At 53.5% G+C, this 17,070-nt stretch carries 16 protein-coding genes; 9 read left to right on the top strand and 7 right to left on the bottom strand.

The genetic code is table 11. The annotated features are described in order from the left end of the window. The first annotated feature begins 61 nt into the window (after positions 1 to 61). Entirely contained in the window at positions 62 to 853 is a 792-nt protein-coding gene (locus tag LJ739_RS18225) for a type 2 periplasmic-binding domain-containing protein (RefSeq protein ID WP_229162903.1), read from the top strand. Here LJ739_RS18225 and LJ739_RS18220 read toward each other — a convergent pair. The 4 genes from LJ739_RS18220 to LJ739_RS18205 all read right to left on the bottom strand — a co-directional run bounded on the left by LJ739_RS18220 (position 840) and on the right by LJ739_RS18205 (position 2,874). Continuing rightward, positions 840 to 1,295 (bottom strand): DUF2721 domain-containing protein, encoded by a 456-nt coding sequence (locus tag LJ739_RS18220; protein WP_229162902.1) that lies wholly within the window; start codon positions 1,293 to 1,295, stop codon positions 840 to 842. The two genes, LJ739_RS18225 and LJ739_RS18220, sit on opposite strands and share 14 nt — an antisense overlap. Positions 1,296 to 1,318: 23 nt before the next feature. Then, on the bottom strand, positions 1,319 to 2,059 hold the full coding sequence (locus LJ739_RS18215; protein ID WP_229162900.1) for a type 2 periplasmic-binding domain-containing protein: 741 nt from the start codon (positions 2,057 to 2,059) through the stop codon (positions 1,319 to 1,321). Between the two features lie 204 nt (positions 2,060 to 2,263). Further along, complete coding sequence (locus tag LJ739_RS18210) at positions 2,264 to 2,461, bottom strand: helix-turn-helix transcriptional regulator (RefSeq protein ID WP_229162898.1); 198 nt, start codon at positions 2,459 to 2,461, stop codon at positions 2,264 to 2,266. Beyond that, positions 2,458 to 2,874 (bottom strand): hypothetical protein, encoded by a 417-nt coding sequence (locus LJ739_RS18205; RefSeq protein ID WP_229162896.1) that lies wholly within the window; start codon positions 2,872 to 2,874, stop codon positions 2,458 to 2,460. Before LJ739_RS18205 ends, LJ739_RS18210 begins: the two co-directional genes overlap by 4 nt. A gap of 237 nt (positions 2,875 to 3,111) precedes the next feature. Here LJ739_RS18205 and LJ739_RS18200 point away from each other — a divergent pair, with 237 nt between their 5' ends. From LJ739_RS18200 to LJ739_RS18175, 6 genes are all read left to right on the top strand, one after another. After that, entirely contained in the window at positions 3,112 to 4,287 is a 1,176-nt protein-coding gene (locus tag LJ739_RS18200) for an E22 family MetX-like putative esterase (protein ID WP_229162895.1), read from the top strand. A gap of 82 nt (positions 4,288 to 4,369) precedes the next feature. Next, positions 4,370 to 4,657, top strand: coding sequence for a type 1 periplasmic-binding domain-containing protein (locus LJ739_RS18195; protein WP_229162891.1), 288 nt, complete (start codon positions 4,370 to 4,372; stop codon positions 4,655 to 4,657). An 8-nt stretch (positions 4,658 to 4,665) separates the two neighbouring features. After that, positions 4,666 to 5,439: a substrate-binding domain-containing protein gene (locus tag LJ739_RS18190; RefSeq protein WP_229162889.1), complete on the top strand. Its 774-nt coding sequence runs from the start codon at positions 4,666 to 4,668 to the stop codon at positions 5,437 to 5,439. A 110-nt stretch (positions 5,440 to 5,549) separates the two neighbouring features. Next, positions 5,550 to 8,858, top strand: coding sequence for a ligand-binding sensor domain-containing protein (locus LJ739_RS18185; RefSeq protein ID WP_229162887.1), 3,309 nt, complete (start codon positions 5,550 to 5,552; stop codon positions 8,856 to 8,858). A 153-nt stretch (positions 8,859 to 9,011) separates the two neighbouring features. Next, positions 9,012 to 9,380, top strand: coding sequence for a BlaI/MecI/CopY family transcriptional regulator (locus tag LJ739_RS18180; RefSeq protein WP_229162885.1), 369 nt, complete (start codon positions 9,012 to 9,014; stop codon positions 9,378 to 9,380). 3 nt (positions 9,381 to 9,383) lie between these two features. Beyond that, positions 9,384 to 10,892: a M23/M56 family metallopeptidase gene (locus LJ739_RS18175; protein ID WP_229162883.1), complete on the top strand. Its 1,509-nt coding sequence runs from the start codon at positions 9,384 to 9,386 to the stop codon at positions 10,890 to 10,892. A gap of 62 nt (positions 10,893 to 10,954) precedes the next feature. Here the strand turns inward: LJ739_RS18175 and LJ739_RS18170 are convergent, their stop codons facing one another. Both LJ739_RS18170 and LJ739_RS18165 read right to left on the bottom strand, forming a co-directional pair. Next, entirely contained in the window at positions 10,955 to 12,139 is a 1,185-nt protein-coding gene (locus LJ739_RS18170) for an alkane 1-monooxygenase (protein ID WP_229162881.1), read from the bottom strand. Between the two features lie 2 nt (positions 12,140 to 12,141). Beyond that, entirely contained in the window at positions 12,142 to 13,185 is a 1,044-nt protein-coding gene (locus LJ739_RS18165) for a 2Fe-2S iron-sulfur cluster-binding protein (protein WP_229162875.1), read from the bottom strand. Positions 13,186 to 13,325: 140 nt separating this feature from the next. Here LJ739_RS18165 and LJ739_RS18160 point away from each other — a divergent pair, with 140 nt between their 5' ends. Beyond that, positions 13,326 to 14,327 (top strand): AraC family transcriptional regulator, encoded by a 1,002-nt coding sequence (locus tag LJ739_RS18160; protein ID WP_229162874.1) that lies wholly within the window; start codon positions 13,326 to 13,328, stop codon positions 14,325 to 14,327. A gap of 158 nt (positions 14,328 to 14,485) precedes the next feature. After that, positions 14,486 to 15,199, top strand: coding sequence for an alpha/beta hydrolase (locus LJ739_RS18155; protein WP_229162873.1), 714 nt, complete (start codon positions 14,486 to 14,488; stop codon positions 15,197 to 15,199). A 1,698-nt stretch (positions 15,200 to 16,897) separates the two neighbouring features. On the opposite strand, the gene LJ739_RS18150 is transcribed toward LJ739_RS18155, so the two are convergent. Further along, positions 16,898 to 17,070, bottom strand: a 173-nt coding sequence (locus LJ739_RS18150; RefSeq protein WP_456151875.1) for an EF-Tu C-terminal domain-related protein, incomplete at its 5' end; no start/stop codon positions are given.

Below are 17,070 nucleotides of genomic sequence, written 5' to 3'. Positions count from 1 at the left end.
GCGTAAGTATTTTGGTGTACTATACGGGAAGAGTTAAACGCGCAGCAACCAAGGAGAGCCGGTGATCACTGTTGGGTTTCGCAGTTGGATACTGACAGCGGCTTTATTTGTGTCTGGCGTTGCAGTTGCCAACGCCCCCCGGACTTTTGTGATTGGTGCCCAATCCATCGACTATTATCCCCATTACGACTTCGCCGCCCGCAACGACAAAGGCTTTGCCTGGACGGTGTTAGAGGACGTGGCGCGGGAATACAATTTTCGCTTTGTTTATCTGGCCATGCCGATCAAGCGCCTGCAACGGGAACTGGCCAAGGGTAATGTCGATTTCCTCTACCCTGACAATCCCAAGTGGCACAGCGGTGCGGATCAAGAACAGGTCAAACGGCATTATTCAGCGCCACTGTTTCACGCCATGGGCGGTACCATGGTGTTACCGGAGTTTCGCGACAAGCCGGTATCAGCGTTTCGGGCGCTGAGCGTCCCATTCGGCTTTTCACCAGTGATGTGGATAGATAATCCGCAATTCAGCCATGTACGCATCGTAGCCGTGACAGATGCCTGGGCGGCATTGGATATGGTGGCCCGGGAACGGGTCAGTGGGGCTGATATTGAGTATCATGTGGCAAGACACCAGATGCGTCGTAAACGTCTCACCCATCCGCTGGTTTTGGATCCACGTTTACCCTACGACATTGTGGGGTTTCATATGGTCACGCTAAAATACCCGGAGATCATCGAGCTGATTAACCAGTACATCGAAAAGTACCCCCAGCGCATGGCCGCCTTTCGCCAGCGCTATCAGCTCACCGAAGCGGATCAGATCCTTGAACAGGTAACCATCAGTCGTCAATAAAACTGCGGCCTTTCTGCAAAATGCGGGTTGCCAGTTGCACTTCTTTCAGGAACAGCACCAATGCAGAGATCAGCAACAACAGCGCTAACACAAACATCACAACGATGACCTGATCCATTGGTAGATGCCAAAAATCGGCGATGAACAAACACACAACCACCGAACACACCATCAGACCTGATGCGGTACACATCCCGATAGACCAGTTGATGATTTTGATCCGCCGCCACAAGGTGCGCAGTTCATACTGCACAGCCGGCAACCGCGCATCATCCTGCAAGATAGCAGCCTTGCGCTCAATCACTCGGGCACGGTCAACGATACGGCCCAGGCGACCTGACATCACATTCAAAAAACCGGCTATCCCGGCCAGCAAGAACACCGGCGCAACCGCAATCTGGATAACGGCTGCCAAGGTTGTAATCGATGGGTCAAATTCCACGCGGCACTCTACTTTGGTCTGGTTTAATCATTCGGATGGGCCCAATCCTGCTCGCTGGGTTGGTAAAAATAGTCAAATCCCCGCGCCTCAGCATAATCCGACAATACCTTGAGTAACACCGCTTTGTGCGGTGAATTGGCAGCGATGGCATAAAAGGTGTCAACCGTGGTCAACGTTTGCCCAATGGCATCGAGAGGTTGCTGTTGGCCCGGTTGGTGTAAATGATATTGAAAGGGACCTCGATAGGAAATCAGGTGTTTTGCCCGCCCCCGCAGGAACATATCAATGGCATCAAGGCTGTTGGGCAAATCAATAAAGGTAAAACCGCTATTGATCAGGATTTGCCGGTAACCGTCATAATCGTAACCTCGGATCCCTGCAATGACATCACTGCCCTTATCTTCACTATGGGAATACAACTCAACAAACAGTTGCGAATACGGGGTATCAGAGAACAGCGTTCCTTCAGGCATGGCACGCGTCGATTTAACATTGACGGTAAAATCGACTTCGCCCTCTTCCATCAACCGGTAAATGCGCAGCGCCGACGCGCAGACGACATCAACCTCAAGACCTGCAGCGGTTAATATGCGCCGGGTTTCACGGATCACATGCCCGACACAGGCCTGTTTATCGGCGTCCCATACACTGTTTGGCGGGAATAACACCGCGCCGAAAGTGATCGGGCGTGAGGGTGACGCCTGCTGGGCATAGCACTGGCCAACAACCAAACAACTGACAATGATCCAATGCCAAATTCGCACCAAAACCGATTCCCGTAGTAGCACTGTGACAGACCTGCGCAACCGACAAACCCCGCGCATCATTGCATAGTCTAGCCGACAACTTGCACATCCATGTAACCATCCTACGTGAATGCCGCGGTTGGGTAAATATTTGTGACATCCCAACCGCGCACGCGCACATTTCCTTCGGTTAATACCTGTGCGCTGATGACAGATAAATAGCTAGCCTTGCTCATCATCAAAGATCTGTTCAATCGCTAAACCGAACACACGAGCCGCCTTGAAGGCCAGTGGCAAGCTGGGATCAAATTTGCCGGTTTCAATCGCATTGACGGTTTGCCGCGACACATCAAGGGCCCGGGCTAGGTCCATCTGCGTCCAGTTACGCTCAGCCCGCAGCACTTTCAAACGGTTTTTCATTGGTATTTCCTGCTGCCGATGACCAGACTGACCAAATAACTGATCCCCATCACAAACAGAATATTGGAGGGGCTTGGTGTTTGTTCCAGCAGCCGCACCGGCTCCAGCAGTCCATAAACCGCGCCCGACACCATGCTGACTCCCAGCGAAATAGCCATAGCATTCATGTGCAGTTTACGCTGCAGTTCGTCCATCCCATCCAGGTGGCGCTTGTTGGCAATGATCATCTGCACACCCACCAGCAGGTTTACCACAATGGCGACAACGCTGACGGTGGTCTGATAGTCCCAGATGAAGGCCGGCCCGAATGCCACCAGGGCCAGTGAAATCAACCAGGCCATGGTCCAGATTGTTAGCTTTCGAATCGATGTTTTATAGCGTTGTTGCAATGTCTCTGTGGGTGCCTGTGACATACCCATTCTCCTTGGCGTTAAAAGTAAAGCGTACTTGACATGAGAGCACAATAGCCGGGCTCACCAAAGATGTCAAGCAGACTTTACTATTTATCAAGTGTTGATGACATCAGACACCGTTATTGATATGACCGCACCATGACAGACAACCAAGGGCTTCAGGTGTCAGTACTTAAGTACTATGTTTTTAGCCGACAAATTGGCAATAATGAGTCTTTTGCGCCGGGAGTACAGAGGATGAAACGTTTCGCAATTGGCTTATTGCTGTCATTACTGACCCTGCCTGTTATCGCCAACGAATTATTGGTCAGCAAACAATCGTTTAGCATTGATAACTTTGAGACGTTTAACGGCAAACGCATCCCCAAGGTTACGGTGGGTTGGGAAAGCTATGGACAACTGAATGACGACAAGTCCAATGTGATCCTGATCACCCATTACTTCACTGGCAGCTCCCATGCGGCCGGACGCTACACCGCTGAGGACAGTCAACCGGGTTACTGGGATGCCATCATCGGCCCCGGTAAAGCCATCGACACTGATAAGTATTTTGTCATCAGTTCAGACACGCTGGTGAATGCCGCTGTCCACGACCCCAACGTGATCACCACCGGTCCGGCGACGATCAACCCGGCCACCGGCAAGCCCTATGGTCTTGATTTCCCGGTTGTCACCATCCGCGATTTTGTCAATGTGCAAAAGGCCCTGCTTGAATCCCTTGGGATCAATAAACTGCATGCCGTGGTCGGTCCTTCGATGGGTTCATTGCAAGCCATCGACTGGGCGAGCGCCTACCCTGACTGGGTGGAACGTATGGTGTCGGTCATTGGTATGGTGCAAAGTGACGCCTGGACCACACTGGCGTTGGAACAGTGGAGCGCCCCTATCCGCCTTGATCCCAACTGGCAGCAGGGCAATTACTATGATGGCACACCACCCACCCAAGGGTTGACCAATGCCCTGATGCTGATCACTCAGCAAGCCCTGTATCCCGATTTTATTAACCAGTTGCAACGGGACCATGCTCCCCTGGAAAAGGCGCCGCTCAATGACATCAACGCATCCCACAGCGTTGTCAACTGGCTGACCAATGCGGCGGCGCAACGGGCCAGTGTGATGGATGCCAACCATGTGCTGTATCTGGTCCGGGCCTGCCAACTGTTTATGGCCGGACATGGCGATAGTCTGCAACAGGGACTGAGCAATATCACCGCCAAATCGCTGTTCCTGCCCGCCACAAACGACCTGCTACTGATGCCCTACATGGCAAAGCAGGGTCACGACAAGCTGGTAGAACTCGGCAAACCCAGCCAATACGACGAGATCACCGGCACTCAGGGGCACCTCGATGGCATTTACCGTATTCAACAACAGGCTGACACGCTACGGGCGTTTTTAGACGGCCCTTTGTAGTGTCCGCCAAAGCAGAGCCCCCAAGGTTAATCTGCGCCACATTGTCACGGGACATTGAACAAAATTTGGCTATTATTATGCCATGAAGTGGTTAATCCATGCCCTGTTGGCCTTGTCCATTTGTTTCCCCGCGCTGTCGCAGCCCGTAGGGTTTCGGGTGGTATTCATTAATCCCGGACACCCGGATAAAGACGCCACCGGCCGCTTCTGGTCCAACGTCAATCGGTTCATGCAAGCGGCAGCGACGGACTTTGGCATTGACCTGATCTCTCTGTACGCCCAGCGCAACCACCTGTTGATGACATCGCTGGTCACCCAGATTGACAATCTCAAGCCCGACTACGTGATCCTGGTCAACGAAAAGGGGTAGCGGTCAGGATGTTGCAGCAACTAGGCAACAGCCCGTTTCCGGTGTTCATGTTGCTCAACACACTCGATAACGCCGAGTACGATGCGTTGCCCAAGCCCCAACAACAACGCCTGATTGGCAGTGTGCAGCCAAACAACCACAGTGTGGGTAAACGCCTGACAGAAGATCTGATCGCACTGTTTCAGCAAAAAGCATCTCGCGCCCCACTAACCCTGTACGCACTGCAAGGGGATTACACCACCCCTGCCTCGCTTGCCCGTCAGCAGGGCATGTTGTCAGCGCTGGCCAATGTCCCGTCAATACGGGTGATCGACAGCACGGTGGTCAACTGGTCCCGACATCAGGCATACACCAAAGCCCTGGGTTTAATCCAGCGTCAGGCCATTGATGTCGTCTGGGCCGCCAATGATCCCATGGCATTTGGTGCCAAGCAGGCCTTGCAGGAACTTTCTCAACAGGGCACCACCCTGATAGGCGGGATTAACTGGGATGCACAAGACAGTCAGTTCCCGCTGGATGTGTCCTACGGCGGACACGTGACACTGGGCGCACTGGCGATGGTGATGTTGCATGATTTTCATCACGCACTGGCAGAAAAGGATCACATGCACCAGGTAGTCGACATCTTTGAGCGCGGAACACCCACACACATTGCAGCCTTCAATCAGCTTCTGACCGACAATCATCTGGAGAACGTCGACTTCAGGCAATTCAGCAAGGCCAGCCCCGCACCACGGCCGTTTACGATTGACAACATCCTCGGAACAGGGAAACAACAGTAGTGTAGCGCAACCGGCACTCACAACAGCCTTTTGACACCACTCGGAATATTTGACGCACAACATCGTAATACCTATGCTTTACAAGGGCTTAGACTTACGATTATCAGAACATGCAGACGCCTGCAGTACTCACGTTGTTCACTTACAGGATCTGCAAACACGCCTTTGCAGCGTTTTTTCTCTGCACCCTGCCCGTCAGCGCCGCGATTTTACAGGGCCAGACCCAATTTGAGCGCATCGGCGACAACACCCTTATCCCCGACAATGTGGTCACCGACCTTGCCCAGGACCAGGCCGGATACCTGTGGATCGCCACACCTGCTGGTGTTGTTCGCTATGATGGCTATCGGTTCAAATTGTTTGAGCACGATCCTGAAGACACCAGCAGTCTGGGTGGTAACTTCGTGCGCAATATCAAGGTGATGGACGACGGCACGCTGTGGCTGTCCAACGAACCGGGGGGGGTCTCCATCTATGATGCGGCCACCGAACGATTCCGTCGCTTGCTGTCGGCCGAAACGTTGCTGTCGTACCCCAACCTGTCGAGCGTGTCACAAGTGATACGGGGCAACGATAGCGACGTTTGGTTGTCGACCACCGCCGGGGTTTTTCGGGTCGGCATGGACGGCACCCTCATCAAGCATTACACCACAGAAGATGGGCTTCCTCACAATGGCGTCAGGGCGTTACTGCGCGACAACCAAGGCGCTATCTGGGTCGGCACCCGCGCGGGCCTGGTACGCTACGATGCTGCCCGCGACCACTTTGAACAGTTGAAAGCGGTATCTGAACAAGGCAATCGCGCCTTGTATGTCAGGAGCCTGTTCCAGGCCGAAAATGGCCGGTTATGGATAGGCACTAACAGTGCAGGGCTGTGGACCTATGATCCGCAATCTGACCGCTTGCAACCTGTGCGGTCAAGTCAGCCTGAAACGTCACAAACCGGCAGTATCTACGACATTCTGCAGTTCAGTCAGGACGAACTCTGGATAGCGCGTTTCGGTGGCATTGACCGCATTTCCGCCCACACCGGCCAGTGGCTGTCACGGATTATTCACGACCCTTCCGACAGTTTCAGTCTGGCCAACAATGACATCCGCACCTTGCTAAAAGACCAGGCTGGCAATCTGTGGGTGGGTGGCTATGGCGGTGGTGTGCAACGGATGTTGAGCAATACTGAGGGGATCAGCACGTTGCGCTTCAGTCTGCTCAAAAAGCACGCACTCACCGAGCCCAATGTCAGTAGTGTGCTGGTGTTGGCTGACGGAACTATCTGGGTTGGCACCCGTGGTGGCGGCATCAACATCGTGGACCGTGATGTTGGTGTTGTGGGCGGACATTTTCCCGACAAAGATAACCCGGCGGCGTTGCAGGCGGGCTGGATCACCGCGCTGGCGCAACAACCTGACGGCGATATCTGGGTCGGTGTCAATCCTGGCCAGCTGTACCGCTTTGACCCGGACAGCGAAGCGTTTCACCGTTACGGACCCGAGCAAGGACTGCCACGCAGCAACATCAGAGCGCTGGCCATTTCCCGGCGCGGTGGTGTCTGGATAGGGACGAACGCGGGACTACTGTACTGGGACAATAGCACGGATCGTGTTGTCACCTATGCCATGCAGGATGGTCAGGCCATGCTGGATGGCATTAACGCGCTACACGAAGATGAGCAGGGACGCCTGCTGATCGCGACCGGTGCAACCGGATTGTATGAAGTACGCCCTCACGAATCCGCCATACGCGCCATCGCCGGTGAAGATGAGCAAGGGCGGCTTCTGCAGACCATCAGTATTGTAGGCATGCTGCTGGATAGCCAACACCGCTTATGGCTCGACACCCCAGCCGGGTTATACCTTGCAAGACCAACACCAGAAGGCGAAGTCAGTCTGATAAACCACAGCCTGCTCGCCGGATACGCAGGCCGACCGATGGGAGCAAACCTGCTAGAGGACGCAAGGGGTCGACTATGGACACCGTCCTTCATCTACGACCCGGCCACCACCACCATGCATCCCCTGCAACAGGCTGACGGCTTTGATATCGGCACCAGTTGGTACCGTGCCTACACCCAGGCCCCCGATGGGCTGATGTTGTTTGGCGGCAGCCGCGGCCTGTTAATGGTTGAGCCGCAAAACTTCACCTTCTGGGATTACAAGCCACCTATCGTTGTGTCTGAGCTGCACATCAATGGCAAACCACACAATGCCGGTCAACTGGCGCAGCGGGGTTTGTCCTTGCGCCCTGACCAACGTTCCTTCAGCATTGAATTTGCAGCGCTGGATTTATCGGCGCCGCAAAACAACCGCTATCGCTACCGACTGGAAGGCTTTGACGATGAATGGATCAGCGTCGATGCCACACGCCGACTGGCCAGCTACAGTAACCTGTGGCCCGGCCAATACACCTTGACCGTTGAAGGCACCAATCGCGCCGGTCAATGGAGTGACACGTCACTGTCCATTCCGGTGCGGGTAAATGCTGCGTTCTGGCAAACCCCGTGGTTTCTGGGTGCGGCTATCGTGTTGATTGTCCTTGTGATCTATGTCGGTATTGGTATTCGCACCCGCTGGATACAGAAACAGGCCAAAGCGCTGGAATTGTTGGTGGAAGAGCGCACAGCGGCACTGAAAAAGGCCCAAAACGACTTTATCGAGCGGGAAAAAATGGCCTCATTGGGCGTGTTGGTGGCCGGCGTATCCCATGAAATCAACACGCCGATGGGGATTGCACTGACAGCCGCCTCAGGCCTGAGCGACGATTGCGATGTGTTGTTGAGCAAAGTCGACAACAACCGCCTCAAGCGCAGTGAGCTGGATCACTACCTTGATAAAGTGCGTGCGTCCACCAGCATTATCCTAAAGAGCCTGGAACGGGCCTGTACCCTGATAGCCAGCTTCAAACAGGTGGCGGTGGATCAGACCAGTGAGCAATACCGTAGCTTCAGAATGCGCACTTTTCTGGAGGATGTGGAACACTCACTACATTCCCTGTATGCGCGAGGCGGGCATCGCCTAAACATCACTTGTGCTGACGACATTGAACTGGAAAGTTACCCCGGTCCGCTGTTTCAGGTGTTCAGCAATCTGATCAACAATTCGGTGATCCACGGCTTCAACCAACAACAGCCGGGCACCATCGCCATCACGGTAAAAATGAACAAAGACATGGTGGTTATCGAATATGCCGATGACGGCGTTGGCATGACGGACGAGGTGCGCAAAAAAGCCTTCGAGCCGTTTTTTACCACCAAGCGCGGTGTCGGCGGCTCAGGATTGGGCCTGCATTTGGTCTACAATTTTGTGACCCAGTTACTGGGCGGCAGTATCCGCATTGAGAATAAGACGTCTCGTGGCTTCGCCTGTTTGATCACCATTCCCAGAGTGGCACCTAGAAAAGCTCAAGAACCCGAAAAGCATTGATATTCAGCGCTTCTGGCCCTTTTGGCATTTGCTTTTTGGGCAGCTGATTGCGGCTACCTTGCCGTAAAGTGCGACAAATGTCGCAATTAACACTTGCCATACTGCGACACTTGTCGCACACTGGCCGCACACTCACCCATGACGAGATTTTTTATGCATCAGCCAACTGCGCCCGAACTCGCCATTCTTAAACTGCTGTGGCAACAACAACCCCGCTCCGCCAGGGAACTTCACGAGCACCTGACAGGCCATTTTGACTGGAGCTATTCCTCAACCCGCAAGACTCTGCAAAGAATGGGTGAAAAAGGGCTGGTTGCCATTCAGGAACAAGGCAACAAAAAGATCTACCGCGCTCAGGTCGAAAAGATGGCTGTGCTGGCGTCGATGGCGACCGATCTGGCCAAGCGCGTGTTTGAATTAGACGGTCCGCTGCCGGTGGCGATGTTTGCCGACAGCCACCTGATCAAAGACGAAGAACTACAAGAGCTTGAACGCCTGCTCAATCAACCCAAAGAGGATTAGCCCATGGAACTCGTCTTCCTGAACCCGCTGATGGGGCTGATACTCCAGATCCTGATATGGAGCCTGCTCGTTTCACTCATCGTCCACGCCAGTATCCGCTGGACGCCCATGTTGCAGTACTGGTCCGCGGTATGGAAAGTGGCATTACTGATTTGCCTGTTACCCCTCATCCCCTGGTCGGTGCTGGCATTACCGGCATTTCAGGTACCCATAGATTATCCATTGCTGCCCACGATGCCAGCACTCTGGCAGGAAGGGCTGACATTGACGCAGCCCTCGGCGCACGATTTGGCGGAAAGTCCGGCACAAACAGCATTGGCGCATGTCATTGGTCTGACAACCCTGTTCATCCTGATCGTGTCGCTTATAAAAACCTTGGGCTTTGGCTATCAGTTGGTTCGCTTTAACCGTTCACTTGCCAGCCTGGAACGGATAGACATCAACGCACCCGAAATGACGTTTTTAACCCTATCGCAACGGGCTGCATTGCGCCAAAGCAAGGTCCGACTGTGCTATTCATCGGCGCCGCTATCGCCATTTACGGCCGGTATCATTCACCCCGTTATTGTATTACCGAACAGTTTTTTCACCCTGCCTCAAGCACAGCAACGGCTTTTATTGGAGCACGAACTCACTCACATCAAACGTCGCGATGTGCTGTGGTTGATGTTGTCGCAACTGAGCGGCTGCCTGCTTTGGTTTGCACCCGCACTTCAGACATTCAGGCGCAAGCTGAACCTGGCTGTCGAAGTGGAATGTGATCGTAGTGTGCTACAAACCTTTCCTGAGCTAAAAAAAGACTATGGCCGAGCACTGCTCAATATGGTGCGACACATCAACAGGCCCGTTGCATCTCAGGCAGCCTTTTTTAACAACCAACAGTTTTCTGATCTAAAGCAGCGCATCACTTTCACCCAAAAAACCGTCCAGACTTTCGGAGACAAGCCAATGAATAAATGCATACTGGGGCTGAGTGCCCTGATATTTAGCGCCACCTCGTGGGCGATGAACAGCCACGCACCAAGCCTGATGCCGGTGGAGGACTTTATCGCCCTGCATCACCATGCCTCCAGGCACATTGACCACAAAACCCCGAACACAACACCGACAGGTATTTGGGTGAATCCGGTAAAAACCGCCTGGGTCAGCTCAAGTTTTAAAGCCAAACAGGCTATCCGCGAATACAAGCCACACCTGGGCATTGATTTGGCCGCCAACAGCGGGGAAGCCATCGTGGCCGCCGGTGATGGCATCGTGATCATTGCTGACAGCCAGAGCTTGCACAAAAACCATGGCAATGTGGTGGTCATCGATCACGGCAACGGGATCCTGACCATGTATTCGCACCTGGAGCGCTTTACGGTGGAAAAAGGCGCCACCGTCAAGGCCGGGCAACAGATTGGTAGCGTGGGTACCACGGGCAAGACAACAGGCCCGCACCTGCATTTCGAAGTGATTGCCAATGACCGGCATATCGACCCGGCAGCGTTGATTGCGTTCAATAGCAAATAGCCCTGCACGTCGCGTTTAACCAACAAGCCATCGCCCTGCTTTGCAGGGCTTTTTTATTGCGCCTACGGATGGTAGTGGGGCAAGGCGTTAGCCGCTCGCAGACTATCGATGCCGCTACGTTGATTAGCTGTCATTGCCAGCTTGCGTTCCTCTTGTGTCGCAAAGGATTTATCCCAGTCCAACACCTTAGGAGTCATCAGCGTGTGCCATAACGGCGGGATCAGGGCGATAACCAGGGTGGTCAGATAGCCGCCAATCATCATCGGCGCGTGAGGAAACGGTTTTAAATCATGGTATGGCACCTCGCCCTGGGCATGATGATGAGAATGACGGCTCAGATTGAACATTGCCCAGGAGGTGATGCGCTTGTTGGTATTCCAGGAGTGGCGCGGCTGCACCGGTGTCGCGGGATCCCGCACCATGCCATAGTGCTCCATATAGTTGACCACTTCCAACAACGCCTTACCCAACAAGCCACACAGGATGAGATAGCTAACCGCCACCATACCACCAATGGCATAAGCACCGGCAAGGACAACCAGACTCATGGCGTATCCACGCAAGACCGCATTGTGCAGAGAAAACAGGCCCAGCCCTTTTCGCTTCAGACGTCGACGTTCAATCTGCCACGCACTGATATTGCCGTTAAGGGTTGAGGCAACAATATGCCAATACACGTTCCGTCCTCGTGGCGCGGTTGCGGGGTCTTGTGCGGTAGCCACATAGCGATGATGACCGTAAACATGTTCAATCGAAAACGCCGCGTCAAAACTGAATGCCAGCATCCAGCGGCCAATCAGCATCGACATCGGGTCCCACGTGCGGTGAGTAAGCTCATGGCCGGTCACCGTGCCAATCGTGCCGATCATCAAACCAACCAACACCACGCCCGCGCCATGCTGCCAGGCCGTGGTGGCCTGTTTAGCCGCCACCAGATCGTAGCCGATGTAATGACTCAAGCTGGCGCCAAGGTTACCCACATCCGCCGGACTGACGCTCCAGATAAATGCGCCCACGATCATCATGAGCAAAGGTAACGCCAACCACAGCATGCACGTGAGCACACCGGGGTGGATAAAATGAGGGGTCGTGGTGTCATCACCACAAATAGCGTCTCCGCCAATGTAAAACGCCATCACAGTCACTAAACCGAGCACCATCCAGTGCCCGCCAGCCAGAATCGCCAACAGCGCAGTTAGCCCGACAAGGTGGATAAGAAGAAACTTTGCATAGTGGAAGATGTTCATTGTCATTCCCCTGAACTTACTGATTGACCAGCAACGTCCGCTGCGGTTAAAAAACGGTCAGAGAACACGGACGCCTTCTCAACACCGGACTGGATCAGTTGGGCTTGAGTGGCATCAACCATGGCCGGTGGGCCACAAACGTAGGCGTGCGCACCGATAAGTGGTAATCCATCAATTAGCGCGGTCACCCGCCCCCGCAGCCCTTTCCAGCCAGAATCGGGGGCCTCGTTTGACAGGGTCGGTAGAAAATCAAACGGCGCGTTCCACTCACGGGCGATCCTGTGGATGCGCTCAAGGGCATACAGGTCCTGCTCGGTTCTTGCGCCGAACAGTAAGCGGGCGGGCCTTTTACAGCCGATAGCGTCCTCGAGCATCGCCAGTATCGGCGCCAGACCGCTACCCGCAGCAATCATCACCAGCGGTGCATCCGCGTCTCGCAACCAGAAATCGCCCTTTGGCCCGTCTACCGTTACCGTCATACCCAACACCGTGTTGTCACCAACAAACGAGGAAAACTTGCCACCGGGCACTTTGCGGACAAAAAAGTCCAGCGTGGCGTCCGGGTTTGGGGCGCTGGCAAAGGAATAGCTGCGTTGCATATAACCCTGTTCGGGCAGAGAAAGGTCAGCGTATTGGCCGGGCTTAAAAACAAGAGCATCATCCAGCTGTACCCGGATGGCGGTGATAGCGGGCGTTAGTCTTTGCTGGTCAATGATCGTGCCTGTCACCCTCTTCACAGGGTAGGTATTGGTACCGACCTCGACATCGATGTTTGTACGAGGGACGCTTTGACACGCCAGTATATAGCCCTGATCCAGTTCGGCCTCACTGAGGATGTAGCCAAACTCGGTGAGCGCTTTAACACTGCCCCTGAGCAATTTGCATTTGCAGGTTCCACAGCCGCCGACCCTGCAACTGAAGGGAACGTCGATGTGCGCCCTGAGCGCTGCATCCAGCAAGGTTTCCTTGTTGGACAGAATCACCTCAGCACCATTGATGGTTGCCGTCAGGGGTGGCTTGGCCTTACGTGTAAATAGCGAAAACATGATGGCTCTTGTTGATGAGTTCATTGTTATGTTAAGCGACTTCTGCGAGGATAGAGGAGGCATTAATTTGCATTCATGGGGATTTTATTTGCACCTTGAGTGCAGCCTTCGCTCTTAACGCCAGACAGGACTCAACACCGATGGACAAGCCTGATGTCACGCTCCCCAGCCTCTACCTGACTCAAATCATCGAGTTGCTCGACGAACGCGGCATAGACACACGGGCCTGGTTGGCGGCATCAAGCTTCGATGCAGACCAATTGACCAATGAAACCCTGAGCCTGTCATGGCAAGCGTTACGCAGCCTGCTCGCTGATACGCAGCGGTTATTGCCCCATCAGCCTTTGGGGCTATTGCTGGGTTCCCGGTTGTTGATCAATACCCACGGCAGTCTTGGGTATGCCGCCATGAGTGGCGGCAGCGCACGGCAAGTCATCGATTTACTGGTGCGCTTTTTACATTTGCGCACCGATCTGATGAGCATCCAAGTGGCAGAACACGACGACCTGTTGCACCTGCATTTTGTTGAAAACAGACCTCTGCAACAGCTGAAACCGGTACTCACCGAAACCATCATGCTGGCGGTGCGTAACATTCTGGACTTCATCATGCTGGGAGCCTGCCCTATTCAACAGGTGTACTTTCCGTTTAATGGCGATGCGGCAGTCGCCCGACGCTATTTTGAGTGTCCGGTGACTTACCAGGCCGGTTGGGCCGGCTTTACCCTGCCAGTAGCCAACATTGATAAACCCCTCAAGCTTGCCAATAAACGGGGCTTCGAGAGTGCGTTACGTGTGTGTGAAGAAGAGCTGCACAAGCTGACCGCCAATGAAGATTTATCCAGCCGAGTGCGACGAACGCTGCTGCAGAGCCAGACGGGCTTTCCTTCGCTGGACATGGCCGCGCAACGTTTCTATATGACCAAAGCCACCTTTCATCGCCACCTCTGCAAAGAAGGCACGTCTTACCGGGACATTCTGGAAAGCGTGCGTCAGCAACTCGCCCTGCGCTACCTGGAAGAGGGCCACATGACAATCAAAGAAATTGCCTATGCACTGGGCTACGCCGAGTTGAGTAATTTCAGGAAAGCCTTTAAGCGCTGGTATGGCAAGGCGCCATCGCAGTATTTGAAGCAGGGTTAGGGTTAACGTGGTTCAGCCGTATGCAAACACAACTGGCACAACACAGAGCTTGTTGCGCGCATACAACACCGTTGACTCTGACCAGCGGTCCTGTAAATTGCCCCCGCAGCACAACAATTAACGGAGAAAGCATTCGCTATTTAAAGGGACTTCTGGCTTTGGCACTGCTTTGGGCGGGAACTGTCAACGCCAACACGGTGTACGACTCATCCAGAGACAGACACATCCCGGTGACACTGTCTTATCCTGTCGACCAACAACGCTGCACAAAGCAGCAACAGTGCCCGGTGGCCTTTGTCAGCGCCGGTTATGGAGTGTCCCACAACCACTATACATTTATCACCCAGCACCTAAACAGGCTGGGGTATCTGGTGGTTGCGGTGGCCCACGAACTGCCACAAGACCCTCCCCTGTCAGTACAAGGTAACCTATACCAAACCCGGCAAGAGAACTGGATACGCGGTGCTCAAACCCTCGACTTTCTGACCCGGCACCTGGCCGATGCTCAACCGAACTACCGGTTCGACGCAGTGCTGTTAGTGGGACACTCCAACGGCGGTGATATCTCGGCGTGGTTAGCCAACGAAGGCAAGCCCTACGTTGACAAAGTGATCACCCTGGACCATCGTCGTGTTCCACTACCGCGCTCCAAGGAGGTCAGGGTGCTGTCCATTCGTGCCAGTGACTTCCCCGCCGATGAGGGCGTTCTGCCAACGGAGGAAGAACGACAAACCTATGCAAGCTGCGTGGTGAAGATCCCCGAATCACGGCACAACGATATGTCTGACCATGGACCTGCGTGGTTAAAGCAGACCATCACAACTGTCATTGACGACTACCTTGTCAGGCAAGCCTGTGACTTGCCTGATTGAAGGCGACGATAGATATAGTCGGTTAGGGGGTTGAGTGAGTTGTGGACGTTCGCCAAGCGCTAAAACACCATCGTCATAGCGGTGGAGGCCGCAATCTCCTTTGGGTTGATGACTAACCAAAACAGTGTTGATTCGAGTGAGTCAGGTAATGTGGGAGGTCCCGGCCTTCGCCGGGATGACGATTCTTCGTAGCTGCACATGAGCACTTAGAGCGAGCAATGGACATTGGTTTGTTCCATTATGTCGGTCTGCTCATAACAAAGGGCTGACGTTCAATCACGCCATTTTAGATGTTGCTGATATTCTTCTCACTTTCCACAAAGTCTCAATCGCAGCGCGAGAGTAGAAACGTTTGCTAACCCGTTGCTACTATTGGGTTAATCAATGGACAACTATGGACGTCGAAGTGGTGCTGAAACGGGCATACCGCGAATTCGTAGTAATACACTGTTAGCCGCCAAAAAAGGGAATCAAGGACGATGGATATATTTTTAGCTTTTTTCTTACCTGCTATCGTGTTTACTGGTCTTTTAAGATCGTTAAGAATCAAATGGTTAATCGCAATACCCATTGTTGCAGTGCTAGCAGGCCTGTATGTGTACGCATTTAACATTGCTTACTGCAAATTCGAGCCAAGTTTCTGTAAACCTGACGCGCTTTCAGGCGTTGGGTACATATTTCATTGGGTTTACATTGTTGCGTTAACTTCTGTCTTTGAATTCATTTTAGTAAGGATAATTTCAAAATCGCATGTCAGCTGACAAGCAAATTAAGACGTGTGCATTTCGCGCACACTGGGACATTGCTGACCTAAGCGTAAAAGATTCCCTGCTCAACAACACTCCGTTCTGTCCGAGTAAGCGACATCAGTGGATGGTGGCATGTCTACGTTGTACCCGCTTGAAAACCCGTAGTGAACCCATCCCTGGTACCGCACCCAGCCGGTACTTCCTGTACCGGCGTTCGTTCCTTTCGGCGTGAGATGTTCCAATTCGCTCCCAGCAAATTTGTCACGGGGAATCCGCTCATAGGCCGTACTACAGGTGCGGGCCTTTCTTCGGACATAAAAAAAGGCGCTACAAGAGCGCCTTTTTTGCGAAGGTGTATCTAATCGATATTATTACTTCGGGCATCCTGCACGGCCACGTTACTCCGGGCGCAGACTGAGTAAGCGACATCAGTGGATGGTGGCCTGTCTACGTTGTACCCGCTTGAAAACCCGTAGTGAACCCATCCCTGGTACCGCACCCAGCCGATACTTCCTGTACCGGCGTTCGTTCCTTTCGGCGTGATTACCTATCACCCCGAATCGCCTGCGGCGAACGGAGCCTCACCCTTCAGGCCATCGTCACTACGTTCCGATGTTCCAATTCGCTCCCGGCGAATTGGTCAATGACTTTAGCCGCAAGAAAAAGAAAAGGCCGCACTAGGCGACCTTTTCATTATCTTGCTATCAAAAATTATTATTCAATAATTTTTGATACAACGCCCGCACCTACAGTACGGCCACGTTACTCCGGGCATCCTGCCCTTCGCCTTTCAGGCCATCGCCACTGCGTGGCAATGTTCAAATTTGCTCCCGGCAAATTTGTCACGGGGAATCCGCTCATAGGCCGTACTGCAGGTGCGGGCCTTTATTCGGACATAAAAAAAGGCGCTGCAAGAGCGCCTTTTTTGCGAAGGTGTATCTAATCGATATTACTCGATGATTTTAGATACAACGCCCGCACCTACAGTACGGCCACCTTCACGGATTGCGAAGCGCAGACCTTCGTCCATCGCGATAGGAGCAATCAGCTCTACAACGAACTTCAGGTTGTCGCCAGGCATTACCATTTCTACGCCTTCTGGCAGCTCTACAGCACCCGTTA

It is taken from the genome of Fluctibacter halophilus, assembly GCF_020687825.1.
Classification (GTDB): domain Bacteria; phylum Pseudomonadota; class Gammaproteobacteria; order Enterobacterales; family Alteromonadaceae; genus Fluctibacter; species Fluctibacter halophilus.
The sequence above is the reverse complement of the archived record's forward strand: the minus strand, read 5'-3'. Positions and strand labels throughout refer to the sequence as shown.